This is a genomic window from Blastopirellula sp. J2-11, assembly GCF_024584705.1.
Classification (GTDB): Bacteria; Planctomycetota; Planctomycetia; order Pirellulales; family Pirellulaceae; genus Blastopirellula.
Genome location: NZ_CP097384.1, coordinates 2,416,553 through 2,443,359 on the forward strand (window position 1 = coordinate 2,416,553; position 26,807 = coordinate 2,443,359).

At 57.3% G+C, this 26,807-nt stretch carries 26 protein-coding genes; 13 read left to right on the top strand and 13 right to left on the bottom strand.

Going from position 1 to position 26,807, the window contains the following annotated elements; translation table 11 throughout:
• The first annotated feature begins 97 nt into the window (after positions 1 to 97).
• Both M4951_RS09910 and M4951_RS09915 read left to right on the top strand, forming a co-directional pair.
• Positions 98 to 925, top strand: a complete 828-nt coding sequence (locus tag M4951_RS09910) for an NAD(+)/NADH kinase (protein ID WP_262026324.1) — start codon at positions 98 to 100, stop codon at positions 923 to 925.
• Between the two features lie 41 nt (positions 926 to 966).
• A complete protein-coding gene (locus M4951_RS09915; protein ID WP_262026325.1) occupies positions 967 to 1,857 on the top strand; it encodes a DUF6263 family protein in 891 nt (296 codons plus the stop codon).
• Between the two features lie 567 nt (positions 1,858 to 2,424).
• Here M4951_RS09915 and M4951_RS09920 read toward each other — a convergent pair.
• Together M4951_RS09920 and M4951_RS09925 are read right to left on the bottom strand one after the other, a co-directional pair.
• Positions 2,425 to 2,970: an RDD family protein gene (locus M4951_RS09920; RefSeq protein ID WP_262026326.1), complete on the bottom strand. Its 546-nt coding sequence runs from the start codon at positions 2,968 to 2,970 to the stop codon at positions 2,425 to 2,427.
• Between the two features lie 58 nt (positions 2,971 to 3,028).
• Complete coding sequence (locus tag M4951_RS09925; protein WP_262026327.1) at positions 3,029 to 4,207, bottom strand: class I SAM-dependent methyltransferase; 1,179 nt, start codon at positions 4,205 to 4,207, stop codon at positions 3,029 to 3,031.
• A 155-nt stretch (positions 4,208 to 4,362) separates the two neighbouring features.
• On the opposite strand from M4951_RS09925, the gene M4951_RS09930 reads away from it, so the two are divergent.
• Entirely contained in the window at positions 4,363 to 5,133 is a 771-nt protein-coding gene (locus tag M4951_RS09930; protein ID WP_262026328.1) for a DUF6690 family protein, read from the top strand.
• Between the two features lie 78 nt (positions 5,134 to 5,211).
• Here the strand turns inward: M4951_RS09930 and M4951_RS09935 are convergent, their stop codons facing one another.
• Positions 5,212 to 6,279: a PDZ domain-containing protein gene (locus M4951_RS09935; RefSeq protein ID WP_262026329.1), complete on the bottom strand. Its 1,068-nt coding sequence runs from the start codon at positions 6,277 to 6,279 to the stop codon at positions 5,212 to 5,214.
• Positions 6,280 to 6,458: 179 nt separating this feature from the next.
• Here M4951_RS09935 and M4951_RS09940 point away from each other — a divergent pair, with 179 nt between their 5' ends.
• The 4 genes from M4951_RS09940 to M4951_RS09955 all read left to right on the top strand — a co-directional run bounded on the left by M4951_RS09940 (position 6,459) and on the right by M4951_RS09955 (position 10,656).
• Positions 6,459 to 7,394 (top strand): GNAT family N-acetyltransferase, encoded by a 936-nt coding sequence (locus M4951_RS09940; RefSeq protein WP_262026330.1) that lies wholly within the window; start codon positions 6,459 to 6,461, stop codon positions 7,392 to 7,394.
• Positions 7,395 to 7,749: 355 nt separating this feature from the next.
• Positions 7,750 to 9,132: a DnaA ATPase domain-containing protein gene (locus M4951_RS09945; RefSeq protein ID WP_262026913.1), complete on the top strand. Its 1,383-nt coding sequence runs from the start codon at positions 7,750 to 7,752 to the stop codon at positions 9,130 to 9,132.
• Between the two features lie 41 nt (positions 9,133 to 9,173).
• A complete protein-coding gene (locus tag M4951_RS09950) occupies positions 9,174 to 9,698 on the top strand; it encodes an SMI1/KNR4 family protein (protein WP_262026331.1) in 525 nt (174 codons plus the stop codon).
• Between the two features lie 343 nt (positions 9,699 to 10,041).
• Entirely contained in the window at positions 10,042 to 10,656 is a 615-nt protein-coding gene (locus tag M4951_RS09955) for a hypothetical protein (protein ID WP_262026332.1), read from the top strand.
• A 197-nt stretch (positions 10,657 to 10,853) separates the two neighbouring features.
• Here M4951_RS09955 and M4951_RS09960 read toward each other — a convergent pair whose 3' ends face one another.
• From M4951_RS09960 to M4951_RS09985, 6 genes are all read right to left on the bottom strand, one after another.
• Positions 10,854 to 11,090: a hypothetical protein gene (locus tag M4951_RS09960; RefSeq protein ID WP_262026333.1), complete on the bottom strand. Its 237-nt coding sequence runs from the start codon at positions 11,088 to 11,090 to the stop codon at positions 10,854 to 10,856.
• Positions 11,091 to 11,287: 197 nt separating this feature from the next.
• Complete coding sequence (locus M4951_RS09965; protein ID WP_262026334.1) at positions 11,288 to 12,583, bottom strand: Gfo/Idh/MocA family protein; 1,296 nt, start codon at positions 12,581 to 12,583, stop codon at positions 11,288 to 11,290.
• A gap of 183 nt (positions 12,584 to 12,766) precedes the next feature.
• On the bottom strand, positions 12,767 to 13,921 hold the full coding sequence (locus tag M4951_RS09970) for a DUF1570 domain-containing protein (protein WP_262026335.1): 1,155 nt from the start codon (positions 13,919 to 13,921) through the stop codon (positions 12,767 to 12,769).
• A gap of 63 nt (positions 13,922 to 13,984) precedes the next feature.
• Entirely contained in the window at positions 13,985 to 15,565 is a 1,581-nt protein-coding gene (locus tag M4951_RS09975) for an ABC transporter permease (protein WP_262026336.1), read from the bottom strand.
• Between the two features lie 30 nt (positions 15,566 to 15,595).
• The gene (locus M4951_RS09980) at positions 15,596 to 17,008 is read right to left on the bottom strand and encodes an SPFH domain-containing protein (protein WP_262026337.1); all 1,413 of its coding nucleotides are present in this window, start codon (positions 17,006 to 17,008) and stop codon (positions 15,596 to 15,598) included.
• 55 nt (positions 17,009 to 17,063) lie between these two features.
• Positions 17,064 to 17,591 (bottom strand): hypothetical protein, encoded by a 528-nt coding sequence (locus tag M4951_RS09985; protein ID WP_262026338.1) that lies wholly within the window; start codon positions 17,589 to 17,591, stop codon positions 17,064 to 17,066.
• Between the two features lie 277 nt (positions 17,592 to 17,868).
• On the opposite strand from M4951_RS09985, the gene M4951_RS09990 reads away from it, so the two are divergent.
• From M4951_RS09990 to M4951_RS10015, 6 genes are all read left to right on the top strand, one after another.
• Positions 17,869 to 18,561, top strand: coding sequence for a HEAT repeat domain-containing protein (locus tag M4951_RS09990; protein ID WP_262026339.1), 693 nt, complete (start codon positions 17,869 to 17,871; stop codon positions 18,559 to 18,561).
• Between the two features lie 362 nt (positions 18,562 to 18,923).
• Positions 18,924 to 20,339, top strand: coding sequence for a hypothetical protein (locus tag M4951_RS09995; RefSeq protein WP_262026340.1), 1,416 nt, complete (start codon positions 18,924 to 18,926; stop codon positions 20,337 to 20,339).
• Between the two features lie 136 nt (positions 20,340 to 20,475).
• Entirely contained in the window at positions 20,476 to 21,402 is a 927-nt protein-coding gene (locus M4951_RS10000) for a DNA integrity scanning protein DisA nucleotide-binding domain protein (protein ID WP_262026341.1), read from the top strand.
• A gap of 3 nt (positions 21,403 to 21,405) precedes the next feature.
• On the top strand, positions 21,406 to 21,906 hold the full coding sequence (locus tag M4951_RS10005; protein ID WP_262026342.1) for a GNAT family N-acetyltransferase: 501 nt from the start codon (positions 21,406 to 21,408) through the stop codon (positions 21,904 to 21,906).
• 130 nt (positions 21,907 to 22,036) lie between these two features.
• Positions 22,037 to 22,930 carry a DUF1559 domain-containing protein gene (locus M4951_RS10010; protein ID WP_262026343.1) on the top strand — a complete coding sequence of 298 codons (894 nt, stop codon included), beginning with the start codon at positions 22,037 to 22,039 and terminating at the stop codon, positions 22,928 to 22,930.
• Between the two features lie 75 nt (positions 22,931 to 23,005).
• Entirely contained in the window at positions 23,006 to 23,437 is a 432-nt protein-coding gene (locus tag M4951_RS10015; protein ID WP_262026344.1) for a hypothetical protein, read from the top strand.
• A 102-nt stretch (positions 23,438 to 23,539) separates the two neighbouring features.
• On the opposite strand, the gene M4951_RS10020 is transcribed toward M4951_RS10015, so the two are convergent.
• The 4 genes from M4951_RS10020 to M4951_RS10035 all read right to left on the bottom strand — a co-directional run bounded on the left by M4951_RS10020 (position 23,540) and on the right by M4951_RS10035 (position 26,706).
• Positions 23,540 to 23,953, bottom strand: a complete 414-nt coding sequence (locus tag M4951_RS10020; protein ID WP_262026345.1) for a carboxypeptidase-like regulatory domain-containing protein — start codon at positions 23,951 to 23,953, stop codon at positions 23,540 to 23,542.
• 59 nt (positions 23,954 to 24,012) lie between these two features.
• On the bottom strand, positions 24,013 to 24,936 hold the full coding sequence (locus M4951_RS10025) for a DUF1559 domain-containing protein (RefSeq protein WP_262026346.1): 924 nt from the start codon (positions 24,934 to 24,936) through the stop codon (positions 24,013 to 24,015).
• Positions 24,937 to 25,360: 424 nt separating this feature from the next.
• Positions 25,361 to 26,017, bottom strand: coding sequence for a hypothetical protein (locus M4951_RS10030; protein ID WP_262026347.1), 657 nt, complete (start codon positions 26,015 to 26,017; stop codon positions 25,361 to 25,363).
• The gene (locus M4951_RS10035) at positions 26,014 to 26,706 is read right to left on the bottom strand and encodes an NAD(P)H-hydrate epimerase (RefSeq protein WP_262026348.1); all 693 of its coding nucleotides are present in this window, start codon (positions 26,704 to 26,706) and stop codon (positions 26,014 to 26,016) included. The genes M4951_RS10030 and M4951_RS10035 overlap by 4 nt, the downstream gene beginning before the upstream one ends.
• Positions 26,707 to 26,807 lie beyond the last annotated feature (101 nt).

Sequence of the window (26,807 nt, forward strand, 5' to 3'; positions counted from 1 at the left end):
TCCTTTTCCGGCAGCGGAAGATAGCCGTATGCCAAATCTCCAACCACCATCGCCGTGCAAGCCCCTATGGCTGGCGGACGACCGGAAGCCGCGGGTTATGCTGATCGGCGCCGGCGATCGAGAGCACGTGCGCGAAGAAGCGGTCCGACTGCAGCAGATCATTCCGCAGTACGCCGAGCTGGTGCATGTCGATCTCGACTGGAAGTCCGAACTCTCGGAGATTGACGCCGATTTCGCGATCGTGCTCGGCGGTGACGGCTCGCTGTTGGCGGCGGCGCGCAGTATGGGGCATCGTCAAGTGCCGGTGGCGGGCGTGAATATGGGCAAACTTGGGTTTCTGGCGGAATTTTCGCCCGAAGAGATGTGCGCCGAGTTGCCCAACATCTGCTGCGGCAAATGCTCGGTGATCGAGCATATGATGTTCCGCTGCCGCGTTTTTGAGGGAGAAGACCTGATCGGCGAGGCGATCGGGCTGAACGAGGCGGCGATTCTCGGGGGGCCGCCGTTTCAGATCCAAACGATCGATCTTTACGTTGACTCAAAATTGGCGACCACCTATAACTGCGACGGTTTGATCGTCAGCACCCCGGTTGGGTCGACCGCCCATAACCTGTCGGCAGGTGGGCCGATCTTGCGAGCCGACTTGCATGCGTTTGTCGTTTCGCCGATTAGTCCCCATACGTTGACGGTCCGTCCGGTGGTCGATACGGCCGAGCGAACCTACGAGATTCGCGTGACCGGCGCCGAAGCGAACCTGTCGGTCGTCGTCGACGGCCGTGTACTGGCGCGGCTTACTCCTGAACTGCGAGTCGTGGTCGATCGAGCCGAACAGCGATTTAAACGAATCGCGATTGCAAGTCATAATTACTATCGAACCCTCCGCGAGAAATTAGGTTGGGGAGGGAGAATCGATAACGGCCGCTAGTCGGTCGTTCCCGCAGCAGATTCAACGCAAGGATGCCCGAGATGACGCGAAATGGATTTTTCGGTCTGGTTCTTACTGCAACTTTGGCGACGGTCGCAACCGCCGACGAAAAGTACGACCTGAAGTACAAATATGCCGAAGGAGACGTTCTGCGCAGCAAGGTGACTCACCTGGTGAATGTGCAGACCAAGATTCAAGGTAATCAGCAAACCGCCCAGTCGCGGACCGCTTCGACCAAAAACTGGAAGGTCGAAAAGATCGACGACGACGGCAACATCACGCTGGTCCACTCGATCGAAGATCTGAACATGTGGAACAAGGTGACCGATCGACCGGAGCAGGTCTACGACAGCAGTGCGGAAGAACCCCCTTCCCCGATCTTTGAGCGAGCCGCCAAATCGGTCGGCGTGCCGCTCTCGCGATTTACGATCAGCAAGAACGGCCTGTTGGTCGAACGGGAAGAACTGCAAGAGAGCGCCACGGCCCCGTTCAATCAGGTGACCGTCGTGTTGCCGGAAGAGCCGGTCGAAATCGGCGCCAAATGGGATTCGCCGACCGACGTGCAAATTCGGACCTCGAAGCAACAGTTGAAGAAGGTGAAGACGCGGCAGCTGTTCACCCTTGAGACGGTTTCCAACGGCGTTGCGACGATCGACATGAAGACGCAGATCTTGACCCCGATCGAAAACCCGGAAATCAAGGTCGAGCTGATTCAGCAGTTGGCCAACGGCAAGATCAAGTTTGACATCGACAAGGGACGCATCATTCGCCAAGACCTGGAAATGGACGAAACCGTCATCGGCTTCCAAGGCGAAGCGAGCATGATGAAGTTCCTGGGCCGCATGCAGGAAGAACTGCTGACCGAACCGGTCCGCACCGCCGGCGTGCCGACCCCGGCGAAACCGAAGCATGAGAAATCGGTCTTGGAATAGTTGGGTTCTGAAGAACGAATGTCGAATTCCAGGGGGCGTTTCTACGCTCCCTTTTTTATGCGCTGGCCATTCGTTCCGTGCGAATGAATCCTCACCGTAGTCCGCGGCGCAAGTTTTGAAGGCGCTATTTGCAGGAAGATTAGAACACGACCAGGCCCCGGATGAAGAACGGAAAAACGGGGTCGGAATCAATGAGAAATCGTCACATTAGCCCGTTGCGCGAGCGAGGGAATACGCTTGGTGATACCAACTCGGAGTGAAGTAGCGAGCATATTCCCTCGCTGGCGCAGCGGGCTAGTGTTCTGTCACGCGACAATTTTCAGGCGCCATGATTTTATTAGCCGTAGTGCGTTAGCACCGGTTTCTGAAGGGAACTCATTTGCGAAAGACAATTGGTAACAGAAACCGCGGCTAACGCCGTGCGGCTGATTTCGTGGAAGCCGAAAATAGCGGTTTGACAGAACACTAGTGTTGAATCGATTTGAAAAAACGCAACTTCGACTTCGACTTTAAAAATATCGCCGCGGGCTATGGTGTTCATCGTGAAATTTGTTGGGACGCGTTCTACTACGCTTTCACCACAATCGTCCCCGCGATGTAATCGTGCATGCAGCGTTTCTCGGCGTTAAAGATCATCAGTACGTCCACCAGCGTGAAGACGATGCCGATGTAGGGGATCTGTCCGAGCAGCGTCATCGGCATATAACGCAGCAACATCAGATGGCCGAGCGTCGTCAGCTCTTGATCTTCGTAGCGAACAATCTTGATTCCGCAGGCATACTTGCCGACCGTTTGCCCATAATAAGCGAGCAAATATCCGTTCACCAGCAAATGCCCCATCACGCCGATCACAAAGCCGATAATGCTGCTGAGGATCTGAATCAACCACGCATTCGCGTCTCCTAAGCTGCCAAGGATCAAGATCATGACGATCGCGGCAGGCATGCAAATAACTAGCAGGATGATCGAGTCGATCAGCGCTGCGCCAAGCCGGAGCCAACGCGACGGCAGTTCGTCATGGTGGACCGCTTTCGGCGTCTGCGAGACGACGGTCATCGGCTCGGTGATCTGCGGCGACGCAAAGGGATTTTCGTCTTGATCGAAGTCGGCCATCAACGCGTCAGAGCTCCATGGACTGTCCTATATCCGTAGGCACAAAGTATAGACAGACTCAAACTCGGTCGCAAAGAATGGCCCGATTGCCGCTGGCGGTCGGCGTCAGAATGATGGTCGCCACACTGTCGCCTGCTAGTTTTAGCTTTTTCAGAAACGATTCGGGGCGAATGTCGAGCCCGCGGACTTTCAATTCGACGCGGCCAATCCCCTGCTCTCGCAGCTTTTTGGTGAGCGATTTGCGATCGATCGGCAACAACTCGCGGACGCGGAACTGCGCGACGAGCGAAGTCGCCAGCGGCGCGTCTCCGGTCAAATAAACGCTGCGCGGTAAGAGGCGTCCCAGTTGGTGCTCGATTGCGAAATGGTCGACCAGTTCCGCCGCCAACAGCGCCGGGCCAGGCTCCATCACATACGCGCCGACCTCCGCCGCAACTTGCAACGCTGTTTCGCCTGATGCGACAAAGCTGTGCGCGACGCCGTCGCGATCAACATGCGTAGCGCGGCGTGAGCCTGGCTGCGGAGTCAAGTCGCCAAACCAGGCGACCAACTGCCGGCACTCGCGACGACTGCTGATCCATTCGAGTTCGGCCGCAGCAAGCCAGGCCTCGGGCGCATGCGTCGCCGGCGCCAACTTGATCGCCGCGTTCGGGTTCTGCTGCAGCATTCCGACCAGTTGTTCGGTCGAGGGAGAAAACGAATCCAATTGCGTGGTCCGTCGGTCGGTCGCTCGGCGATCGGGATCACCGTGCCAAGCGTCATAGGTCGCCAGATCTACTGCGGCCGCATCGGCGCTCTCGGTGGTGATCCGCTGACCATACGCGGCGCAGTTGGCTTGCGCCAACAAGGCTAACTGCGGCGAATGATCGACGCCGGTTGCTGTGCGGCCCGCGGCCAGGGCCAACAGATCGCCGCCAACGCCGCAGCACAGATCGGCGATTTGAATGCCTGCGGCAAAACGCTTGGCTTTGTACCGCGCGAGAACTTCGTCAGTCGCTTGTTCGAGCCCGACGCGCGTGAAAAACATCTCGTCGGCTCGGGAGAACTTCGTTTGGCCGCGCTGGCGCAGCTCAAGCTGTTCGGCGATCAGCGTGGCGCGTTCGGCGCCAAGCTCGCGGCGAAGTTGCGACAACTGCGGCAGCGAGAGTTCCGGCTTGGGGAACGTCGCGAGGATTTCGGCCGCCTCTTCACGGACGAGCCAGTGAAGATCCTCGATTTCAGCAGATTCGGCGGACATGACGCTTGGTGGGGATAACGAAAGAAACGAACATTCTAGCCTGGAAAGCTTCGCCGGGAATGACGGTCGCGCGCTCGGGCGGCGTTCGTGTGGGGGCAATCGCTAGCAAATGTCGATACCGAAGGAGGAACCGCTCTGCGAGAGGAGAGAATCGAATGATCCGCCGCAATTTGACTTACGCCGCGATTATGGCCGCGTGCTTCGGCGGCCCCTATTCGTTTTACAATCCCGAAGCCCGTAAAACGGTCGAGTCGATCTGGACGCAAGCGAGCGGCTATCTCCCGTCGGGCGAACAAGGGGGAACCGCCGAGAAGCCGGTCGCGTCGATCGAAGCTCCGGCGTCGCACGAAATACCGCCCGAGCAGCCGAACCCATTCATGACGCCGTCGCTGACCGGCAGCGATGCGCTGAACGCGCCAGTCGCCGGCCCGCCGGTGCAAGACTTTATGGAAGTCTTCAACTTCAACGCGGACTCGCGTTGGGTAGCGACGCGTTGGCCCCGGGTTTCCACCGCGCTGGCCGATTTGAATTTGGAAGGGCTTCGCGCGCCGTTGGTGACCGGATCGCAGTACGATGACTTGGCCGGCTCGATCACCTATTACTTTGATCGAGATGGACATGTGCAGCGAATTACGTTTCATGGAACGACCGGCGATGAGCGTCGTTTGGTCGAGATGCTGACCCGGCACTTTGGCTTTAAGCACGAACCAACGCTCGACGCCGGGCTTTACCTGGTGAAATGGAACGGTGATCCGACCAGCGTTTTGATGCTGCGTAACGCGACCGTCATCAACGCGTCGCAGCCGCATACGCGTTTGAATGTGGCGCTCGAGATCAATCGCCCGTCACGCTACTATGGACTGAGCCCGCAGATGACCGAAACGGTCGAAGAGGCGAAGAACTCGCAGCGTTGGGGGAAACCGTAGGACGCCGAAAAACTTCGCCATCCGCATTCGTGACATGCTCTTGCGACGAAGACGCCGCAAGAGCATGTCACGATTGGTTTAGAGCCCGTTGTTTTCGGTTTGTAGTTGATTGACCAGTCGTTGCAGTCGCGCGACTTCCGCTTCCAGCTCAGCGACGCGGTTGCGCAGTTGAACGTTTTCGGTTTGATCTTGAACCGACGGAATCGGGTTCGCGCCCAATTCCGACAGCGCTCGGTTCAGCATCTGCATCGCTGGTCGATTGGAGAATGGGCCAACCTGCGGCGAATTGGGGGTCTCATTGACCAGGGTCGGCGGCTGACCGTCCAGGCGAACGTTTGATTGCAGCATCCGATTGCCGACGTAGTAGTTGATCGGCACATCACGATCGGCGGGCATCGTCGACAAGATCGAAAGTAGATCTTGCGGCTCATTCACGCGGCGATTGTTGAGCGCCACAATGACCGAACCGACCGGAATTCCGGCGAACGCCGCGGCGCCGCCAGGCGATACGCTTTCGACCACGGCTCCTCGTCGAACCGCCGTGCCGGTCGCTTCTCGATACTGATCAGTCACCGGAACGACCCGCACCCCCAATTTGCCGCGCTGGGCCGGTCGCGGGTTCGCCGGAGGCGGAAGCGGGTTGCTGTTCTCTTCTAGGCCGAGCGGATCAAGCGGATTGTTGTTGTTGCCGGTCGCGGGAGGATTGCTGCTGGCCGGGGGCGGCAACATTTCTGGAGCGGCGGGGCGTTTGCCCAGCGTGACCAGGATCGCCTGCGGCTCTCCGTTTCGCTCGACCGTGATCTTGATTCGCGAGCCGGGAACCTGATTGCGCATCAAGCGCGCGAACTGATCGAGACTTGTGACCGCCACGGTTTCGAGCGAAACGACGCGATCGCCGGCTTCCAGGCCGGCTTGTTCAGCTGGACCGCCTGGATTGACTTTCAAGACGATGATGCCGGAGCCTGGGGCGTTGTCAGGAAGATTATCGAGCGTCGCGCCCAGGTAACCAGGATTGGCGGGCGCCGGAGTTGGCGCCGGATCGCCCGGGGGGCGAATCAGATTTTGGAGTTGGTCCAAGGCCGTTTGGGCGTGCCCGAAGCTGGGAATCGCCAACAGGGCCGCTAAGGTCAAAATGAGGGTTCGCATAGGTGACTCCCCACCGCTAGAGTCGATCGAAAGGGGTAATATTGGTACTGCTTATCCCCTATTGTTACCTACAAGCCCTGGTTGCGGCAAAGTATTTCCTGCTTCTTCCGCCGAAACCGATAATGACTCACTCGGGCCATTTGGGGTATTCTGCACCGATGCAAAGAATTTCTACAGACATGCTGACCGTCGAAGTTGCTGATCCTGCCTGCTATGGCGCCGCCATCTGGATGGTGTTTGGGGGGGGAATGCGCCGAGCGATGGCAGGTCGATTGGCGGCGATTCTCCAGTCCCAGCGGCAGGGAAAAGTAAGCTTTGACGGTTTATTTGTCGCTCGCCGTGGGGAGAGAATTGTTGGCGCCGTCTGGGGGACCGAACAGCCGGGGCGTTTTGCGACCGTTTGGCCTGCTCGCGTGATGCCAAGCGAATCGCCTGCCGTGGCGAAATTGTTGCAACAGTCGGTCGCCAAATATCTAGCTGGTCTTGATATCTCCATTGCTCAAAGCCTCATTGCAACAGATGCGATTAGCGACCAACGTTTGCTGGAAGAAGCCGGTTTCCAGTCGGTCACCAATCTCGAGTATCTGTTTCTCCAGACAGCCCAGTCTCGTGCCGATTTAGCGCAGCCAGAGTTAAATGGCGTTCCGTTTGCTCAAACCGAAGACGCGGCGCCCGACTTAATCGCTACCTATCCAGGCACGCTCGATTGCCCCGAGTTTGACGGTTTGCGCCCGATTCAGGATGTGATTGCCGGATATCGCGACACGGGCGCGTTTGAGTTGTCACTTTGGCAACGACTGGAGTTCAACGGACAACCGATCGGCGTCATGATTCTGGCTCCTACTCCCGACTTCCAACATTTGGAAATCGTCTACTTGGGGCTACGCCCTGAAATGCGTAACCGTGGTCTTGGGAAAGCGGCGGTGCAACTGGCGCTTGCCGAGGCCCAGAAGCGTGGGATTGATCGCTTGGTTTTAGCGGTCGACCAACGGAACGAGCCGGCGATCCGCAGCTATTCGGCTTGCGGTTTTCTCGGCTATGAAACGCGGCGATTGATGGTTGGCCGCATGAGGGATGCGGCTCTAATTTCTGAAACTGCGCCTACTGCGACGTAAGTCGCGACTCTTGCAGACGTTGGAACCGAGTAAAAATCGGCGCTGCATTTTCTGCGGCTCGCCGCCGGTCGATCTTTAACAAGTTATCCACGCAACCGCGAAAAAAAGATGTTCGGTTCCAGCGGCGCGTGGATCGTCAAAACTGCGGAAAAAAACGACCGCAGGAATCGCTCGACCTAGGTTCCTCTCTTTTTTATCTCGAAGCAGCCGTTCAGTGGTTTGACACTCGTGCTAGCAGCTTTAAAATCGTGCTCCAGTCAATGTTAAGAGTTCCGACCAATGGTCGTGGAATCCCCGTCGTGCAAACTGCTTTGGTTTGCAGCTAGTAGCCTGCTGAAAGAGTCAGCCTGTGGTCATGGAAGACATCGATCTCGACACCCTGTCCGCTTTGCGCATCTCGCTAGTCGAGCGCATTGGGCAGGAACGATTCGATCTTTGGTTCAATTCGAGTGCGCAGCTCCGATTGGATCGCGACCAGCTTTTCATCGAAGCGGCGAGTCAGTTTACGATTGATTTTCTCCGTCGTAATTTCCGCGAACAGATTGATGCTGCAGTCGCCGCTACGATGCCCGGCTCCACTGTGATTCAATATCGCGTCTCGGCGGACACGTCTGGTCAACGACCCGGAAAAAAAGTTGGCTCGTCCGTCGCAGGGGCCGCTCCGGTCAGTAAGGTCGAAGCTCGCCAAGAGCTGAGCCGCCGTCGCAAATTTTCTTCGCTCGAACAGCTGATCGTCGGCGAGTGCAACAAGTTCGCGTCGACCGCCGCGTCGATGATCATGAACCGCCCCGGCGAGATCAATCCGCTGTTCATCTGCGGACCGCAAGGCTCAGGCAAGACGCACCTGTTAGAAGGAATCTACGGCGAGGCGCGCCGCAGCAAGAAGTTTGAACGGGTCGTTTATCTCTCGGCCGAACAATTTACGACCTATTTTCTCGACGCTTTGAACGGTTCTGGCGTGGCGAACTTCCGCCGCAAGTATCGTGACGCCGACTTGTTGATTATCGATGACGTGCAGTTCTTCGCCGGCAAACGCGCCACGCGGACCGAACTGCTGCATACGCTTGATTCGATTACGCGTCGCGGCGGACAGTTGGTGCTGGCCGCTGACAAACGCCCGACCGAACTTTCAGCCCTTGGCCCCGAGTTGATCGCTCGCTTCTCTGGCGGTCTGGTTTGCGAAGTCCACGAGATCGATCGTGACACGCGCCGCAAGATGGCCGAGAAGCTGTGCGCCGCTCGCGATATGAACGCTTCGCGCGGTTTGCTGGATTGGCTGGCCGATCATTTGCCGGGCGACGCCCGCTTGATGTCGGGCGCGATGAATCGGCTATGGGCGACTGCGATGTCTTTGGACCGCCCTGTAGATGTCGCAATGGCCGAGAATGCGTTGGCCGACATGGTGCGAGCCTGCACGCCGATCGTGCGTCTGGCCGATATCGAAGAGGTGGTTTGCAAGTCGTTCGGGATCGACGCTAAAATACTGCGTAGCCCCAGTAAATCACGCAAGGCAAGTCATCCCCGGATGTTGGCGATGTGGTTGGCCCGTAAATATACGAAGGCCGCGTTGTCAGACATCTGTCAGTTCTTTCATCGGAAGAGTCACAGCACGGTGATCTCGGCCGAGAAAAAAGTGAACCTGTGGATCAAAGAATCGAAGAGCTTGCAGCTTTCCGATTCTGCGATTCATGTGAGCGATGCGATCCGCCGCTGCGAGTCGGAATTAAAGCTGGGCTAGAGTTCCCCCGGTCCGATACTCTTGTCAGTGGAGACGCAGCCATGGCCCTGGAAGAGATTCTCAACTTCATTCCACCTCCGGCCGCAGCGGTCGATACCTCAGGCGATTGGGCAATCGCCGAACAGCAGTTTGGTTTGACGTTTCCGACCGACTACAAACAGTTTATCGAGACTTACGGTTCGGGCGAGTTCCAGCGAGGTCTCGTCGTCGCGAATCTGCTGACCCAGGAAGGTCGAGACAAGGTCTGCGCAGATCTGTCACGCTATGCCGAACTGCAAGCAGCTTGTGAACACGAGTATATTCTGCACCCCGAGCGCCCTGGTTTGTTTCCCTGGGGAAGCGACGAAAATGGGCATCTTTACTGTTGGTGGACCGAGGGAGAACCGGACCAGTGGGGAATCGTCCAACTTTATCACCGTTGCGAGGACGCCCCTTTGAAGATTTTCCCCGGGCCGCTCACCAGCTTTTTCGTCCGCTTTATGAGCAACGCCTACACGAACATGCTGGGGGGAATCGAGTTTGAGCCGGACCAGCTTCGCTTTACCCGCGGCCGCCAGCCGGTCTAGAGCGTTTTTCAGCAAGCTGAACAAATCGTCCCCTTTCGCTCCGGCTTCCTCCCCCCACAAAATCAGCCGCACGGCGTTAGCCGCGGTTTTTTGTCTCCAATTTTCCGTCGACAATGAGTTCCTGTCAGAAACCGCGGCTAACGCCGTGCGGCTGATGTCGATATGGGCCGCGACATGTCTCACCGTCTCCGCTTCCGGTCTAGCCGAAACGCTTGTTCTGTTCTATTAATTTCTGATTCGGCCCGCAGAAATGAAAGCCGACTGCTGTTATCTTGATCTCTAGCGTTATCAAGTGACATTGAGGTCCGGTGAGGTCCCCCCTCGCCCAGAAAGCATTTAGCGTATGAGTAGCAGTGACGGAAGAGGACGAATCCCGGTTGTCGGCGTGATGGGATCGGGGAAAAAAGTGCACGGAGATCTGGCCAAAGAATTGGGCGCCTGGATTGCCGCAGCCGGATACAACTTGCTGACCGGCGGCGGCGGTGGAGAGATGAAAGCGGTCAGCGAATCGTTTTATCACGTCGAAGATCGTGCAGGCCGCGTGATCGGCATCATCCCCGGCGACGCATCCGGCGGATCTTACTCGCGCCGTCTCCACTACCCCAACGAGTTTGTCGAAATCCCGATCTACACCCATCTGCCGCAAACCGGTTACGAGGGAATGCAGGTCGCCAGCCGCAACCATGTCAACATCCTCAGCTCTGATATCGTCGTCGCGCTTCCCGGCACCAAAGGAACCGCCGCCGAAGTCTGTCTGGCGCTGCGATATGGTCGTCCAGTGATTGCGCTGCTGGGAGGTCGCTTCAAGATCCCCGGTCTGCCTGCCGAAGTGAAAACCGTGACGACGGTTGAAGAAGTCGCCGAGTGGATTGCCGATCTCGAGCCGAAACCGCTGCCGTCTAGCTGCCGACTGAAGAAGGTCGTGCCGCCGGATGAGATCTTGACGCCGGATTTTTAAGATCGCTGGTGCAACTTTTGGCGTTAAGCGAAAGAGGGCACTCAAAAAATTTGGCTGGCATCTTTCTTCGTGGCCCGCTGCGCATGCGAGGGAAATATGGTTGACTACTTCGATCCACCTTGGAATCGCCGAGCGATTTTCCCTCGCTTGCGCAGCGGGCTAAGAAGAAAGATAGGGGGGATGCGTGAGGGATGTCTTTAGCAACTCCGCTCTTCAAACTCCAGCAAGTTCTCCCCTTCCTGCATCGCGTTAATCTCTTCGAAGCTCAGGAAGCGGACGTCAGATTGATCGGCAAGTTCGACTTTGTAGTGGTCGCCGGGGCGGACTTTCTTCCACAGGCGAACGCGGCTCACGCCGTTTTTGCGGGCCACTTTGATGCAGTCATCCGACTTACGTTCGACGACGAGCGTCACCTTGTGATTGATTTGCGCCATAACGATTTCTCTGCTCTGCTAGACGTTTCCGGAGGGCCTTCTACTACAAACCTAGATTGCGAATCCCTCGGATTGCGGCCACGAATTATGCAGAGTAGCGAGAAGTTGGCATTCTCGACAGCATTTGGGGCGATATGCATAAAAAAAGCGGACCCGAGGGCCCGCTTTTCTTTTCGTGGAGTTTTGCTGGAAGACTGTTAGACGAATTTCGTCTTGCCCGGCATGGCGACGACCGGAGTCGGAGCATCGCCCCATTCGTACGCCTTCGGGGTCATGTCTTCCTGCGAGTTGAGCGCCATGTCCCAAGTGATCTTTTGGCCGGTGTAAGCGGCCATGCGGCCCATGATGGCCATCAACGTGCTGCGGGTCATGTAGACGCCGTTGTTGATAACGTTGCCAGAGCGCATTCCTTCGTACAGCGCTTTGTGCTCTAGGTCATACATGTTGCCCCCTTTGCCGCTGTACTTCCAGGCTTCGCCTTCGTTCGGCGTGACCGTGCCGCTGAGGATTTGCGCCTTGCCTTTGGTGCCATAGACGTAGTCGTTGACGTCGTTGTGGCAACCGGCCATCTGGCGGCAGTAAGAGAAGGTCTTCACATCATTGGGGAACTCGTACGAGACGCCAAAGTGATCGTAGACGTTGCCCCATTTCTCTTCGGTGCGAACCTGGCGTCCGCCGACCGCTTCGCAAGCGAGCGGCGCCGCATCGTCGTTCAACCAGAGCGCCTTGTCGAGACTATGGATGTGCTGCTCGGCGATGATGTCGCCGGCGAGCCAAGTGTAATAGGTCCAGTTGCGAACCTGATTTTCCATCTCGGTCCATTCCGACGTCGGTTGGCGATACCAGAGCGTGCCGGTCAGATAGGTCTCGTGAATCGAGACGATATCGCCGATCGCGCCTTCTTTGATTTTGGCGACGGTCTCTTGGACCATCGGAGCGTAACGCCAACAAAGTCCGCTCACGATGCTCAGGTCTTTCTGACGCGCCATTTCAACCGTCTCAAACACATGGCGACAACCAGGGCCGTCGACGGCGACCGGCTTTTCGCAAAAAACATGCTTGCCTGCTTCGATCGCGGCTCGCAGATGGGCCGGACGGAAGTGAGGCGGCGTGCAGAGCAACACGGCGTCGACATCGGTTTCCATCACTTGCTTGTAGCCGTCAAAGCCAGAGAAGCAAGTGTCGTCGGTCACTTCCAAGCGATCGCCCAAGGCGCGGGTCAGACGTTCGCGCGCTTGCGTCAGAACATCGGGGAAGATATCGCACAGCGCGGTGACCTTCAAATTGGGGTCGCCCATCGTCGCATTTTTGGCGGCGCCGCTACCACGACCACCGCAACCGATCAACGCAACTTTGATCGTGTCATCGCCGGCGGCGTGAACGCTACGAGCCAGGCTCAAGCTGCCGACCGCGGCGGCGCCGCTGATCGCGGCCGATTTGCGGAGAAACTCACGACGCGTATCGGAGTTGGGAGTGCTGTTTTCATTCGGCATAAAAAGAAGCTCCTTTGGCAGGCGACGGCGTCTCATGAGGTGAGAACGCTTCATTCGGTTGGAGACGCAGGGTATGGGTAAGTTTCGATTCTAGATCGATACGCCAGAAATCGCTATTCGATTTTGGGTGGGTGGGGGGCGTTTTTCCGCGTTTCTTTTCACGGCGCGCACAAACGACAGGCCCTAGCGCAAACCAGCGATAAATTTACGGAACTCCGCTTCGAATGCGGTCAAGTCGCTCGCGACGAATTTTTGGAACTCGGCAATGCGTTCTTCGCGTGGAGGATCGTACAAAGGGCGACGCTGGGACAGATGTTTCAGATAGTTGACATACGCGTCGGGATATCGCTTGAGTAGGAAGTAGTTGAGCGCCCAGCTAAGCGCGTAGGCGTCGAGCGCCGTTTCGGCTTTCCGAAATTGATCATCATTGACCAACAGATCCGCGACGATTTGACCGCCGGGACGCTGGACCAGGCGTTTGGCTTGCGGCAGGCGAATCCGATTGACTTCGCCGATGCCGCGCCAACCCCGAGAGCTCGATAGGTCAGGCGTCTCAAAATAGATCGCCAGCCCTTCGCTGACCCAGACCGGATTGTCGGCCAGGCGGATCTGTAGCCCGCAGTTGTAAGCGAGTTGATGCGTCGCTTCGTGCACGATGGTCGCCACCAGCCAGGTCGCTTCGGGACGTGCGAGAATGTTGTTGATCCGCGCGATGTCGCGTTGGCTGGAGCCGACCGAGCGCACCGCGTCGACGCCGGTCAGGTCATACATCGCAACGCGATTGGTATGCATGCTGTAGTAACCGATGATCGAGCCGGCCGCGTCTCCCAACTCCGCTTTGCCGTAGGCGGCGTAGTTTTGTTTGTTGTCAAAGATGACGGCAACCAGCGGTTGCGTCGGTTCGACCAGGCTGACGCCGCGCTGTTTCCAATAGTTGACGAAGCCGCGATAGAGACGTTCGTAAAGCGAGCCGCACCAGTAGGCGTACGCTCGCGACGTGTTGTAGCAGATCAGATAGTGCGCGGTTTCATGCACCTCGAAACCAGCAGGCAACTCGGCCAACAGTTGCTCGGTCAACGCTTTCTTCTCAAGCAACGCAAACTCGCCGGGGTCTTGCTTCGCCGTGATCAGATCGTCGGCCAAGATCGGCCACATCATGCCGTCTGGCGTTTCAAGAATAACGCCGCTATCGGCGTTTGCGATCACGCGCCCGGTCTTGGTGACCTCTACTTCATTTTGACGAAAAGTGAGCGTATCTTCCGCCGAAGCAGAAATGCCGCCGGCCGAAATGAAGACGAGCAGCACCAGAACAGGTGATAAGTTGCGTGCGAAGTTCATCGTTTCAGTATAAGCAAAGATCGCTGCGAAACGTCGGTTTTGACGACGATTACTTCTCACTCGTCATGACTGAGCCGAGCGAAATGCAGGTCTGAGCAGCATAATCGTTATCACCGCCAGCGTCGCCGAGAAGGCCAGATTGATCAGACACAAGCTGGCGACGTTATCCTCGGCGCCGTAGTGCAGCATCTCGAAGATCGTGCGCGAGAGAGTGTCAACGCCCGGCGGAGTGACCAGGTACGAAGCGGTGACATCGCTGGTCGCCAGCGCAAAAGCCAACAAAAACGTCGCGGCCAACACCGCCGGGCGTCGCATTACGCCGACGCGCCAGAGTCGCCGCCAAGGGCCGTAACCTTCGAGCTGAGCCGCTTCGTCCAAGTCGCCGGCATCGACGCGAAAAAGATGCCACAGCAGTAACATGCAAATCGGCAGGCTGATGATCACCAGCGCAATCGCCGGAGCCAGAATCGTGCGATCGTAAAAATAAATCAACAGCGGCGACTCGCGACGATTCAACAGCCAAATCAGCGAGAGTGCGATGATCGGACCAGGAATACCAAACAAGATGCCGGCGATGGTTGCGATCATGCCCTGGCCAAACGGACGACGTGATGCGAACCAGGCCAAGCTGACGCTGATCAACAGCGTCGCCGCGGCGCTGACGGCCCCCAGGGCGAACGTCCATTGAAACAACCCCGAGTATTTGTCGACAGACGCGAAAACTAATTCTACAAGTTTTGCGGCGGACCAACTGCGGAGCACATGGCCGTTCGTGACGTCGACGATCAGGCCCGCTTTGTAGACAAAAGCGCCGATCGGCAATCCAAACAGCAGAGCGACCGCTAGCCAGGCGATCGTAGAGACGACGAACTTGGAAGCGGGACGCAACGGAAACGTGGGCGGCCTGGTCGGCATGCTGGTCGTAGCGGCAGGCGTCAATTGCGCGGCCAAGGAGGTTGCGACGAGCGTCATCAGCAACGTGATTAACACCGCCGGCCAGACCGGCAGCGACGTTTGATCGACTGCTTCGCCCAAGGTGATGCCGGTAAAGAGGACCTCGGCGTAAGTTCGCACGTTGCAGATGCTGGTGACGGTCATCTCACCAAACGCTACGACGCCGATCCACAGCGCCGCGATCAAAACGCCGGGAGCAGCGCGGCGCAGCGTCACATTCAGCAGCGTCGAAGTGGTGGAGCTATCGAGCAACGCATCTTCTTCCAATTCCGGCGCGCTGGTCGCCAATTGCATCCTAACAAAGAAGAAGGTCCACGGGATCGCCGCGATCCCATGCAGGACGATCGCGCCGAGCCAACCATCCAGCAAATAGGGATTTGCGGCCGAGCCGATTTGATCCTGCAGCCAACCTTGCGGGCCGAACGCGGCGCGCCAGGCGCCGCAAGTGAGATAGAGCGGTTGAAACAACAGCAGCGTCAGCAGCCCTTGGGCGAGCCAACGGCCGGGAATTGCGAGTCGCGCCAATACGATCGCCAGCAGCGATCCGATCGGCAACGCGATCACTGCGGCGCCGATCGCCAACCATGCGGAAGCGCCCACCAGGCGTAACGTCAGACGATCGCCGCCGACCGCAAGCAGTCCAGCGGCGATCAATAGCACCAAGACGATAACAAGGAGACGGAACTTCACGCGAGGGCCGAGAGCAAAGGGCGGAACGCGTTAATTTTCGTCAGTGCCAAGCAGTTTTTCTTCGACCTTGTCGGCTTGCCACGCGATGGCGGTGACGACGCGCGTCAGTCCGAACACGTCGGCCGTATCGGCCAACTCGTTCGCTTGGACCGTGATCATCTCACCGGCCGGCGTCGTGACAAAGGCGAAAGCGCCATGAATCATCTTCGTGTTATAGCGGAGCAACGCAACGGCGTTACGTTCGGTCGCCGGGCCGCAATACGACTGGAACGTGATCAGGCTTTGCCCGTCATCATCTTTTCGGTCGAACGAGATATGGACGTTTTGTTTTCGCAGACTGCCGATCGGGACGGTGACCACGTAAGCATCGCCATCTTCGGCCATGCTCCACGAGTTAGACTGCGCGACCGCTTGAACCAGTTGCTGCGGGTCGACCTTGTGGGCCGCTGCCGCCGGAGCCAAATCGTCAAATGATAGGGCGCTTCCCATCGCGGCGCCGGCGCCGGAAGCGGCCATCATCGACGCGGCTTGTTGCGGTTGCTGGGGGTGCTGCGGCGTCGTCGGACCAGACGGCGGCGCCATCGGCGGCTGCCCCTGACCTTGCATCGATTGCTGGATCATTCCGGGCATCATCATGCCGAAACCGGCGCCCATGCCCATTCCCATCGCGTTGTTTCCGGTTCCCCCCCCCTGCTCCGCCATCTTCGACATGCTGTTGGCGGCCTGGTACATGGTGAAGGCGCGCAAGTCGCCGATCGCGCCCATGCTGCTGCGCGCGTCGATCGCCTTTTGCACTTCTTCCGGCGGCGTGATTGCGTTGATGAAGAAGTCGGCCAGTTCCAGCCCATATTTGGCGAAGTCTTCCGCGACTTTGATGCGCGTGCCGGCGGCGATCTCATCAAACTTGGCCGGCAAATCGAGCATGCTGATCTTCGACGTGCCGAGCAGATCGGTCAGCCGCGCGACGATCACATCTTTCAAAAATGACGTCACCTCGTCGGTCGTATATTTTCCTTGCGTACCGACCAGCGTGTTCAGCAACAGCGCCGCATCTTTAATGCGGTACGAGAACTTGCCGAAGCTGCGCAGACGGACCATGCCAAAGTCGGCGTCGCGGACCGTGATCGGTTGACGCGTCCCCCATTTTTGATCCAGGAAGGTCTGTTTGCCAAAGAAGTAGACTTGGCACTGAAACGGCGACTTCTCCCACGGAATCGTGAGAATGCTGGTGATCAGCGGCAGGTTCTGCGTCGTCAGCGTATAGCGACCGGGGGCGAAGGTATCCATCGCCTTGCCGTCGCGGAAGAAGATCGCTTCCTGATTTTGGGAAACAATCAGCTGCGCGCCGTACTTAATGTCGGCCGAACCGCTGGGCGGTTCGCGATGGACGAGCGAGCGATTCGTTTCGTCAAAATATTGAATGACTTCTAGTCGGATACCCATTGCGTTTCCCCCTCGTGTTGCTTATTCCGTCGAAGTGCTCGGCGCCGAGGATCCCTTACTGGGCCGGCGGCTCTGTTCCGATTCCCTTCAGGATGTTTTCGCGTTCGTCCAGTTTCGCTAGCATCGAGTCGACCGCGGCGATCAGCGGCGGCAGCGCAACGGCTGGCGGTTCGCTGGAGGCCGGCAATTTTTCGATCGTGCCGGCGACGGTATCGGCTGTGGTGATCAAACTGCCGTCGTAGTCGTAGAGATCATCCAATTGATCTTCGCCGATTTGAACAAAGTCAAAGAAACCGCTGTAGCCCGGCATCGCGCCGCGCAGGCGACCAATCGCCGTGTCAAGTTTGGCGCGAAGACGGTCAATCATGGGGAGCTGGTCAATCTGGCCGAGATCGACAAGCATGCGTCCATACGTATCCAGCGGCGATTTCGCTCGATCCAGGCGATCAGCGAGCCATTTTCGGGTGAGAGTATCCGCATCGCGCCGATACTCTTTTTCTAGGTAACCGCTAAAACCGGGAATGTAGCGCAGGATCGTTTCGATCGCGCCCCGATTGCTTGCATGTTGTTTGGGATCGACCAATTGAACTCCCCCCGGCAGATGAGCGAATAAGGCGGTAACGTCGTATGGTATTCGTCGCCGAATCGGGAATATTGTCCCTTTCGACTTTGCTGCAAGCCCTAAGTGGAAAGCCTACCACGTTTTGACGGGGGATGCGAAGCGTGGAAAAGAACAATTTTCACGCTTGGGTAGCGGTTTTAGCGGTAGTTGGATTCGTCTAGGCGACTCCTCCTCAATTTGCTATCGTCTCGCGTCCCTGCGACCTAAAAATAGCTAGAAAATCCTTCGAAGGGCAACGATGAAGTCGGCCAGTTTTGCAATCTGTCTATTAATACTCGTGCTCGGTTGCACCAAAAACGGCGCTATTCGCAGCCCTTTCGGCTGGGGAATCAAAGATGACCCCGCCGAACTGGCGAAATATGGACCGAATCCCACGCAGCGTCGTGACGAAATTCGTCGGATGACGCGTTATGCCGAGGAAATGAGTGACTCCGAAAAACAGCTGACCGCGAATAAGCTGACGCAGCAGATCAAAGACGAGCAAGATCCGCTGCTGCGGATTGAAATTCTGAAAGCGCTCGCGACGCTCCAGACGCCTGCGGCTCATGAAGGTTTGCGCAGCGGCCTTTATGATTCGGAAACGCGCGTGCGTGTAATGGCGGTCGAAACGATGGTGGTCGGCAAAGATCCGACAGCCATCGCAGAGTTGGGAGACTTGATCGTCCGCGATCGCGAGCTGGACGTCCGACTTGCCGCCGCTAAAGCGCTCGAACAATTTGATTCGCCGGAAGCTCGCAAGGCATTGTTGCCGGCGGTGCAGGATCGTGATCCGGCGCTCCGCTATGTGGCGATCCAGTCGCTGCGCGAGCATAGCCAAGTCGACTATGGTGGTGACGCGTCAAAATGGGAGGCTTATGCGATGGGCGAAAATCCAGCCCCTCCTGAGGACGTCAGCATGACAAGTTGGTTGATTCCCTCCTTTATGCGGTAGCCCGGCTTCGGGACATGCTGATTCGTTCGCTCATTCGGACTTCGGCAACCTTGCCTGCCAGGCCCGGATGTGTGGTTTCTGCGGACGAAGGTCCCCTCGATTGTGAAAAGGATTGGCGCGGCGCGAATCGACCTGATTTCAATTCGCGGTTGCGTCCGAAAACTGCGTATGCCAAGCTGCAATAAGGCGATTGCAGCAAAGCGTAGTTTGCCCCATCGGCAAACTTTCGACAGATACTCAGGGCACGGATGATGCGACAACCTTTGACGTTATTTACACTTCTGGCAATTTTTTGCTTTTGCGCGCCCTGCTGGGCGGCGGACGGTCCGGGACTGCAAGCGCCAGCTAACTCGGATGGGTCGGTGACAGAAATCTCAGTTCCGACGCTGCGTCTGGATGCTCCAGTGCTGCGAATCGCTTTGCGATTTGGCGCGGAGAAAGCTGCTCCTCCGCTTAATAACACTCCCGCTCCCATCGCTCCGCTGACGGCAGAAGAACAACGCGCAGCGAAAGCCGCCGAAGAGCCGATGCTCAAACTGTTGCCGTTGAACCAGCAGCCGAGCGAGATTGGGACAGGCGTCGCCGAATCGATGAAAAGCGAGCCCAAAGCATCCGAGCCCAAAGCATCGTCGCGCTCGATCGAGCCGATGGAAATTCCGCTCGATATGCCGATGACCGAAATGGAGCCCAAAAAGCTGTCGGACACGGCTCCCGCCAAAGATTTGGTCCCCACAGAAAAAGAGATGCCGGCCGAAGAATCGCCGGAAGCTCCCCCGCGGAAAAAGCTTACCGCCGAACAAGTCCGTTTGCGGAGCAAAATCCACCGCGTGCTGGACTACTACTACAAGAAGCCGATCGACGTCGCGAAAGAAAACGTCTGGGCGACGATGCACGGCATGTTGCCGTATGGCGTGGACGCGCATGTCCGCACCGGCGGTCGTGAAAACCGCTCGGTCAACGCAATCGGCTGGCTCTGCTGGAACGGCAAATGCAAGGGCTACGATCTGTTCTATGTTGACCGAGGACGTTTGGGGGCTCGCCAAGGGCCCGGCGTGCAAGGGCATCATGGTCAATTTTTAGCGATGCTCGCCCAAAGCTATGTTACGCCGTCGTATGAAGTTCGCGTTGGCAACGAGGTTTTTCATATCTCCGATCTGATCGAGTTTGAAAAGGAGACGTGCCGTCCTGCTAGTGAATTGACCTTCAAGCTGATTTCGTTGGCCTACTATTTGCCGGTGGACGCTACGTGGAAGAGTGACGACGGCCAAACCTGGACGATTGAACGCCTGATTGACGAGGAATTGCGTCAGCCGGTGATCGGCGCCGCGTGTGGCGGAACGCATCGGCTGATGGGATTTTCCTACGCGGTTCGCAAACGAGAACTCTCGGGTGAGCCGATGGACGGGCACTGGAAGCGAGCCAAGGTTTTTCTGGACGACTACTACGCTTACACGTTTCGGTTGCAAAATCCGGACGGCAGTTTCAGCACGGAGTGGTTTGAAGGTCGCGCCGCGAAGCCCGATTTGCAGCGTCGACTGCAAACGACAGGGCATATCGCCGAATGGCTCGCCTATTCGCTGACCGACGAAGAACTGACCACGCCCAAAATGCAAAAAGCGATTGACTACTTGGCCACGATCCTCGAGAAAAATCCTCGAATGGACTGGAGCATTGGACCGCTCGGACACGGATTGCACGCTCTGGCGATCTATGACCAACGCGTCTTCAACACGCCTCCAGGGCATCGCAGCGCCGAAGTCGCGACGAAATTGCCTTAATCACAGCGCAGATCATGATTTCCGACGGTCGACGTAGTTGCCTAGGTCTGCGATCTTTTCTACCATGCTTTCACGATCGCACTTGGCCTTGGGCCTGCACATCTCACTCGGCGAATTGCCGAACTGACCGCCACGGATGAAGCAACAGAAATTCACCAAGCAATTCGCAGAGTTTCTCCGGATCGGCGCTGCGCTGGTGAAGCAAGCCGAAGCCGACGCATTGCTCATTTTCGCAGAGGGCGTTTGCGAATGGGATCAAATCAAAGCCGGCGTCGGCGATACCAAGACGATTATCGCCGCCGATAACGAGGAGGCCCTCGAAGGCGCCAAAGAAGCAGGCCTGATGCCGATCGTCGTCGAATTGGACGAAAGTCCGATTCTGGAAAAGCTGACCCACGCGCTGGTTGAATCGGTCGCCGACGATATTATCGCGACAGGCGCGTCGGTCGTGGCGCTCTACAGCGGGTTCGACGAGTCGCGGTTGGACACGATCAGCCTGGTTCGTCTGTCTGAGCATCTCGGCCGCCTGACTTCGCGCGATCTCCGCCGCTTGGAGACCAGCGTGCCGCTGGAGACGCTCAAGCATGTGATCGATCTGGCGGTCGACATCGGCCGCGAAGGCCGCGAGGGGAAACCGGTCGGCACCATGTTTGTGGTGGGCGACCATCGCAAAGTGCTGCATCACAGCGTTGCGAGCGGTTTCGATCCGATCAAAGGTTACAATCGCAAAGAACGCAGCATTTTTGACGGACGCGTCCGCGAGGGGATCAAAGAGATCGCCCAGTTGGACGGCGCATTTATCATCAACGCCGACGGCGTGGTCGAAGCGGCTTGCCGCTTGGTCGACGTCTCTTCCGCCAGCGTGACCCTTTCCAAAGGACTGGGCGCCCGACATTGGGCCGGCGCCGCAATTAGCAAAAAGACGAAGTCGATCGCGATCGTGGTCAGCGAATCGAACGGCACGGTTCGCGTCTTCCAGAACGGCGAAGTAATGCTTCGTATCGAGCCTTTCCGTCGTGCGATGAAGTGGAAGGATCTCGACTTCGACAACGCGGGAGAGTAATCGATGCCCGCTGCTTCATCTCCGGCGCCGTTCGCTGGCAAGGTCCATGTCGTTGACCTGCACAACGATCAGCACGCCGCCGCGCTGATGCGCCTGCTCGAGCAATACGCGCTCGACGTCATGGGGGGCGGCAAGCCGCTGCTGGTCGAAGTCCACGACCACCTGATCGAGCGTCTGAAAAACTTTCCCACCTTCGTCGGTCTCTTGGCCGAAGAGAATGGTCAATACGTCGGTCTGGCCAACGGCTTCTACAACTTCTCGACCTTCTCAGCTTGCCCGGTGATTAATGTCCATGACTTGGCGGTTGATCCCGACCATCGCGGGCGCGGCGTTGGCCAGGCTTTGCTCGACGAAATGACGCGCATCGCCAAACAGAATGACTGCTCGTATCTAACCTTAGAAGTCCGCTACGACAACCCGGCGCGGCGACTCTACCGGCGCTGCGGGTTTGTAGGGGGAGATCCGCAGACGGATGAGATGGCATTCTGGAAGAAGCGGCTCTAGCGACTTCTTTTAAAAATAAAGAGCATGTTTTTCTGCAAATATCGGGAGAATCGTCGCGTCTCTCTGAAGTAACTATTAAAATGCGCCTTCTGCGCCCTCCCTAAATACTTCGCATGCCAAGGATCTCTTTATGCCTAGCCGCCCCCGTCGTAAGCTTCTCGGATTCACGTTGGTCGAATTGCTGGTGGTGATCGCCATTATCGGCGTTTTGATTGCGCTGCTGTTGCCGGCGGTTCAGCAGGCCCGCGAGGCCGCTCGACGGATGCAATGCAGCAACCAACTCAAGCAAATCGGCTTGGCGATGCACAACTATCACGACACGTTTGGAAAGTTTCCCGCCGGCGCAATGCACATTGGCAACGGCCTGCCGTGGTTGGTGAAGATCTTGCCGTTTATTGAGCAAGGTTCTCTCTACGAGCAATTCAACATGAAAGCCTCGGGCTGGAGCGGAAATAACAACGCCGGAAAGAATTCGGTTGAAGCCTATTTTTGCCCCAGCTTTGACGAACGCACGGCGCAATATGCGGATCCCGGCGTGTTGACGACGCACTACTACGGCGTGGCCGGCCCCAAGGGAACCAACGCCGCTAACGGCGCCGCCTATCGCTATGACGAGAATCCGACTGACGAGCCCGATTTTTACGGCGGCTACGCGTTGCAAGGCGTTCTGGGGCTTTATGAAAAGATGGGACATATCGGCTTTCGAGACATCACCGACGGAACTTCGAATACGCTGATGGTGGGCGAGATCTCGTGGAAAGGGGTCGAAGCCCACTATCGCCCCTGGTACCGCGGCGGGAATGGCGGCATCGTCCGCTCGGCGACCGGCGGTTTCAAGAACATTGATGCCGGCATCAATGTTCCCATCGGCCAATGGATGAGCACCAGCTTCGGCAGCAATCACCCCGGCGGCGCCCTCTTCGTGAGTTGCGATGGCTCGGTCAGCTTTTATAGCGAAACGATCGACATCGCGACGTACAAAGCGGCCGCTAGTCGTGACGGCGGCGAGGTGCTTTCGGAATAACATTCCGTCGCGCCCTCTGCTGTTGTGATGGCTTCATCCCCTCCTGCTTCATTCCTCAACGGAAACCCCGCCCCAATGTCTCCTCACCTATCGATACGCCGCTTGACCTGTTGGCTCGGTCTCGCCGTCGCCGTTACTTTCACCCTGGGTTGCAGTAGAAGTAGCCGCATCCCGGGCCTGATCGAGGTTACCGGCAACGTCACCTTCAACGGCCAACCGGTGTCGGGAGGCATGATTTATTTCGAGCCCGACGTGAGAGCCGGCAACAACGGTCCGCAAGGCTTCGCCGAGATTATTGACGGTCGCTACAGCACCCTAAAAGGCGGCCGCGGCGTCAAGTCGGGGCCGAACATGGTGCGGATCGAAGAAATACAGCCGATCGAAGGGGAGAAATCACGCGCGATGCTGTTCTACGAGCATCATACCGAGGCCGTACTGACTGCCGACAACACGGAACAAGACTTCGAGATTCCCGCAGATACCGCCAAGCGGAAGGGGCGGCGCTAGATCGCCCGAGTCGCAGAGATGACGCCGTGGAAGCGGCGGCTTTTACGCTCAAAATCAGGAAAGCCCCAGAAAGAGACAGAACTCTTTCTGGGGCTTTTTCGCTTAGTTGGAGTGAAGCGTAAAGTCGATCGTGTTGGAGCCTCGCTGCACGTCAGCGGTGAGCTCCGATTCACTGTTGTACTTGGACGGCAGCGGCGGAATCTTGGCGGTCTTCTTCGGCGGTCCTTCTCCCGACTGCACCCCAACTTCAACTTTGACGCGATGAGCGCCGACCGGGGCTCCATCCTTGCTGCCGGTATAACGAAGTTGATATCGGCCAGCGGCGTCGGTAACTCCGTGAGCCGATCTGCCGCCTACTTCGGGATAGTAACTCACCATCGCGTCTGGCAGCGGTTTTCCGTCCAGGGTGACGGTTCCGGTTACTTCTCCCAAAATCATTCCTCCACTTTGCCAGCAGCCAGACAGAGAGCAAAGGACGATTCCTAGGAACAGCATGATTGAACGACAACGATGCATCTTTGGTTCTCTCCTAAGGTATGAATTTGAAGATCGACTCGCCAAGTAAAAGTCAGAGACTAATAGGCGCCGACGACTTCTCCTCCATTCAGGGTGCCTAGCGCGGAATAGGTCTGGACATCGATTGTCTCGCTAAGAAAGTGAGCTGAGCCGTCCCCGAACAAAAATTGAGCGCCGCCCGGGTGTAGACTACTGGCCGCTTGCCGAAGAATCCCGTTGATCGCATAGTCGGTGTCGTTGGATTTACGATTGATCCGCACGCGAATCATATACTCATGACTATCGGTAACGGGGCCCGTCAATTTGTGCCATCCGATCCACATGGAGCCGTCATACGGGGCGGCGGCCGCTCGCTCAACGACAATCAGCGTATTGCTGGTTCCATCGATGATGTCGCGGAATTTGACGTTTGAGTTTTCGTAGAATGTCGCTTTGACGTCGTCTGTTTTGGCGCCTGCACTATTGTAAAGTGCTGCCGTATAGGCGCCGACATAGTTCGATTTGGCGTAGGTTCCAGGGTAGGTCGTGTCGGTCGATTTGAGACGTTCGTTCAGATCGCCGGATGGATCAGACGGGCAGACGTAAGCAGAAATCACGGTTTTGGCCAATGGGGTCGTACCGTCCGAGATAATCGCTGGGTTGTTGTGCCACAGCGGAAAGTCGGTCGTGTTTCTTGCAGTGAAGGCCCCCTCGTCGCTCAACTTGTCATGCAGTGCGCTTTGTTCCAGCATCGGCAAAATTAGCGCTTGCCAGCTGATGCGGCTGAGCGTCAGCTCTCCCGGCGGAAACGAACCGAAGGTGTCGTGGTAGGTGTGCAGCGCCAGTCCCTGTTGTTTCAGGCCATTGCTGCATTGCATTCGCCGAGCTGCTTCGCGCGCTTGTTGCACCGCAGGAAGCAGCAGCGCGATTAAAACTCCAATGATGGCGATCACCACCAGAAGTTCGACTAACGTAAATCCGAAACGATTAGTGCTGATACGCATGACATGCCTCGAAAGAAGTTACAATAAAACTAGATGTTCTTGCGATAATTAGATGTGGAGCATGCGCGTGGTTCCAGTCAGAATCTGCCTATAAGTAGCCAAATATGTGCGCAAAGCGAAGCTGATTTCATTATTTTGAGAGACGCATAATAAGCCCGAAAATATTGACGGTCAGACTTGGTTTCTTTGCGGCCATCGGTCGCCTGCAAAGCAAAAATGCTGATGGCGTACCCACGGCGAGTAACGCTAATTTAGATTTCTAAATTCGTGGCGCGCCCCGAACGCCAGTTCTTCTGACAGTTACACTATCGCGGTGGCGCCTCTGTTTGCAGAAAGCAGTGAGTAGGGATTCTCGATCCCTTTCGATTGCACTAACAACCGATCGGCCGCCAATCGTAATGAGGTCCGCTGACGGACATTTCTGCTAGCCTCCCAAGATGCCGCCCAGTAGTTGCACAAACAGTTGTAGGATTCCTAGGACCAGGTGAACGGCAAATTCCAGCACGCCTGGCAAGATGTTCAGCGCGAAGTAGCGTGCAGGGCGAGTCATCTTTTCTCCCAGCTTTGGCAAACCAAAGCCGATCGCGCCGGCCATCAATGAGAGCCATTGAATCTCATAACCCGCCAAAGTGAAAATCGCATTGCCATCAAACCAATGGAGCCCGGTGGTGGCGAGCAAATTCGTCACAAATAGTGTCAGTACGACCATTCCCAACGAGCAGGTGAATCCAAAGACAAAGCTGATCAAACTGTATCGCAACCGCATCAGCCAGGCGGTCGGCCAATCGTTTGGCGGCGGAGATTCCTGGGGATCGCTCCCTTCTTTCTGATTGGGCCAGCACGAAAGCACGCCGCCGAGCAACAAGGCGATTGCGGATACGATCAGTCCGGTTTTCAGCGACAAGGTCAAATAAAGCCACAGCACGACACCGACTGATAGCGGCAGCGCCAGCAAATCGCTCGGCGTTATTTGCACAGGCCGCGGCCGTGGAGGCGCTGGTGAAGGTTGCTCGGGCGCATCCAGCTTTTCCACTTCCGGTGGTCCGGTGTAACCGACCCCTTCGATGTAGATCCCTTTCAAAGTCCCTCTCTCATCGCTTGCTCAATCGCCTGACGCGGCGCGCCAATACCAACCGTGACCACTTCTCCCAGGTAAGGTTTCGCAGTTTCCGTTGCGAAGCCGATCTTGGGCGCTACGAATGTCACCGTTACTGTCGCTTGGACTGTCGGATCGCCCGGTGTGCCGGCGTCGCAGTCGAGTCCGCTGGGCAGGTCGACCGCCATGCGTTGGGCTTTGCTGCGATTGATCGCACGGATCACGCGATCCATGGGGGCACGCGGGTTTCCCTTGATTCCGGTTCCTAGCAGTGCGTCGACAATCCAATCGGCGTCGAGCAACAACCGATCGAGCGCCTCGTCCGTCACGTTGGCGGGGATGATCTCTAGCGGCAGTCCGCTCTTCTGCAGGATGTTTAATTGGATCGCCGCGTCGCCGGTGATTTCCCCTGCCGGGCAGAAGAGCAGCGTCTGGGTTGGTATCCCCAACAGTTCTAAGTGCCGGGCCATCGCCAGCCCGTCGCCGCCGTTATTCCCTTTTCCACAGCAGATTCGGACGCATTGGGCCGAGCGCGCGGCTAGAATATCAACGCACCCCAAAGCTGCATTTTCCATAAGAACGACGCCGGGGACGCCGAATTGCTCGATCGCGATCTGGTCGACGGCGCGGACCTGCTGCCGAGTGATTTGCGGAAAACTGGTAGGTTTGGGCATAATAGCGGCGGTCGGTTTGGCGTATTCGAGAGCAAGCCCCGACCTGTATGATAAGACAAACCCCCCGCGCTGGGAAATCGATCCCGAAGGAGCCGTACGAC

What these genes read in the sequence shown, in the direction of transcription:
- M4951_RS10025 (WP_262026346.1), bottom strand. Translation starts at nt 24,936, where the DNA reads ATGCGTATCAGCACTAATCGTTTCGGATTTACGTTAGTCGAACTTCTG.
- M4951_RS09990 (WP_262026339.1), top strand. Translation starts at nt 17,869, where the DNA reads ATGAAGTCGGCCAGTTTTGCAATCTGTCTATTAATACTCGTGCTCGGT.
- M4951_RS09965 (WP_262026334.1), bottom strand. Translation starts at nt 12,583, where the DNA reads ATGCCGAATGAAAACAGCACTCCCAACTCCGATACGCGTCGTGAGTTT.
- M4951_RS09925 (WP_262026327.1), bottom strand. Translation starts at nt 4,207, where the DNA reads ATGTCCGCCGAATCTGCTGAAATCGAGGATCTTCACTGGCTCGTCCGT.
- M4951_RS09935 (WP_262026329.1), bottom strand. Translation starts at nt 6,279, where the DNA reads ATGCGAACCCTCATTTTGACCTTAGCGGCCCTGTTGGCGATTCCCAGC.
- M4951_RS09955 (WP_262026332.1), top strand. Translation starts at nt 10,042, where the DNA reads ATGAGTAGCAGTGACGGAAGAGGACGAATCCCGGTTGTCGGCGTGATG.
- M4951_RS09915 (WP_262026325.1), top strand. Translation starts at nt 967, where the DNA reads ATGACGCGAAATGGATTTTTCGGTCTGGTTCTTACTGCAACTTTGGCG.
- M4951_RS09950 (WP_262026331.1), top strand. Translation starts at nt 9,174, where the DNA reads ATGGCCCTGGAAGAGATTCTCAACTTCATTCCACCTCCGGCCGCAGCG.
- M4951_RS09960 (WP_262026333.1), bottom strand. Translation starts at nt 11,090, where the DNA reads ATGGCGCAAATCAATCACAAGGTGACGCTCGTCGTCGAACGTAAGTCG.
- M4951_RS09910 (WP_262026324.1), top strand. Translation starts at nt 98, where the DNA reads ATGCTGATCGGCGCCGGCGATCGAGAGCACGTGCGCGAAGAAGCGGTC.
- M4951_RS10020 (WP_262026345.1), bottom strand. Translation starts at nt 23,953, where the DNA reads ATGCATCGTTGTCGTTCAATCATGCTGTTCCTAGGAATCGTCCTTTGC.
- M4951_RS10010 (WP_262026343.1), top strand. Translation starts at nt 22,037, where the DNA reads ATGCCTAGCCGCCCCCGTCGTAAGCTTCTCGGATTCACGTTGGTCGAA.
- M4951_RS09930 (WP_262026328.1), top strand. Translation starts at nt 4,363, where the DNA reads ATGATCCGCCGCAATTTGACTTACGCCGCGATTATGGCCGCGTGCTTC.
- M4951_RS09970 (WP_262026335.1), bottom strand. Translation starts at nt 13,921, where the DNA reads ATGAACTTCGCACGCAACTTATCACCTGTTCTGGTGCTGCTCGTCTTC.
- M4951_RS10035 (WP_262026348.1), bottom strand. Translation starts at nt 26,706, where the DNA reads ATGCCCAAACCTACCAGTTTTCCGCAAATCACTCGGCAGCAGGTCCGC.
- M4951_RS09940 (WP_262026330.1), top strand. Translation starts at nt 6,459, where the DNA reads ATGCTGACCGTCGAAGTTGCTGATCCTGCCTGCTATGGCGCCGCCATC.
- M4951_RS10005 (WP_262026342.1), top strand. Translation starts at nt 21,406, where the DNA reads ATGCCCGCTGCTTCATCTCCGGCGCCGTTCGCTGGCAAGGTCCATGTC.
- M4951_RS09945 (WP_262026913.1), top strand. Translation starts at nt 7,750, where the DNA reads ATGGAAGACATCGATCTCGACACCCTGTCCGCTTTGCGCATCTCGCTA.
- M4951_RS10015 (WP_262026344.1), top strand. Translation starts at nt 23,006, where the DNA reads ATGTCTCCTCACCTATCGATACGCCGCTTGACCTGTTGGCTCGGTCTC.
- M4951_RS10000 (WP_262026341.1), top strand. Translation starts at nt 20,476, where the DNA reads ATGAAGCAACAGAAATTCACCAAGCAATTCGCAGAGTTTCTCCGGATC.
- M4951_RS09980 (WP_262026337.1), bottom strand. Translation starts at nt 17,008, where the DNA reads ATGGGTATCCGACTAGAAGTCATTCAATATTTTGACGAAACGAATCGC.
- M4951_RS09920 (WP_262026326.1), bottom strand. Translation starts at nt 2,970, where the DNA reads ATGGCCGACTTCGATCAAGACGAAAATCCCTTTGCGTCGCCGCAGATC.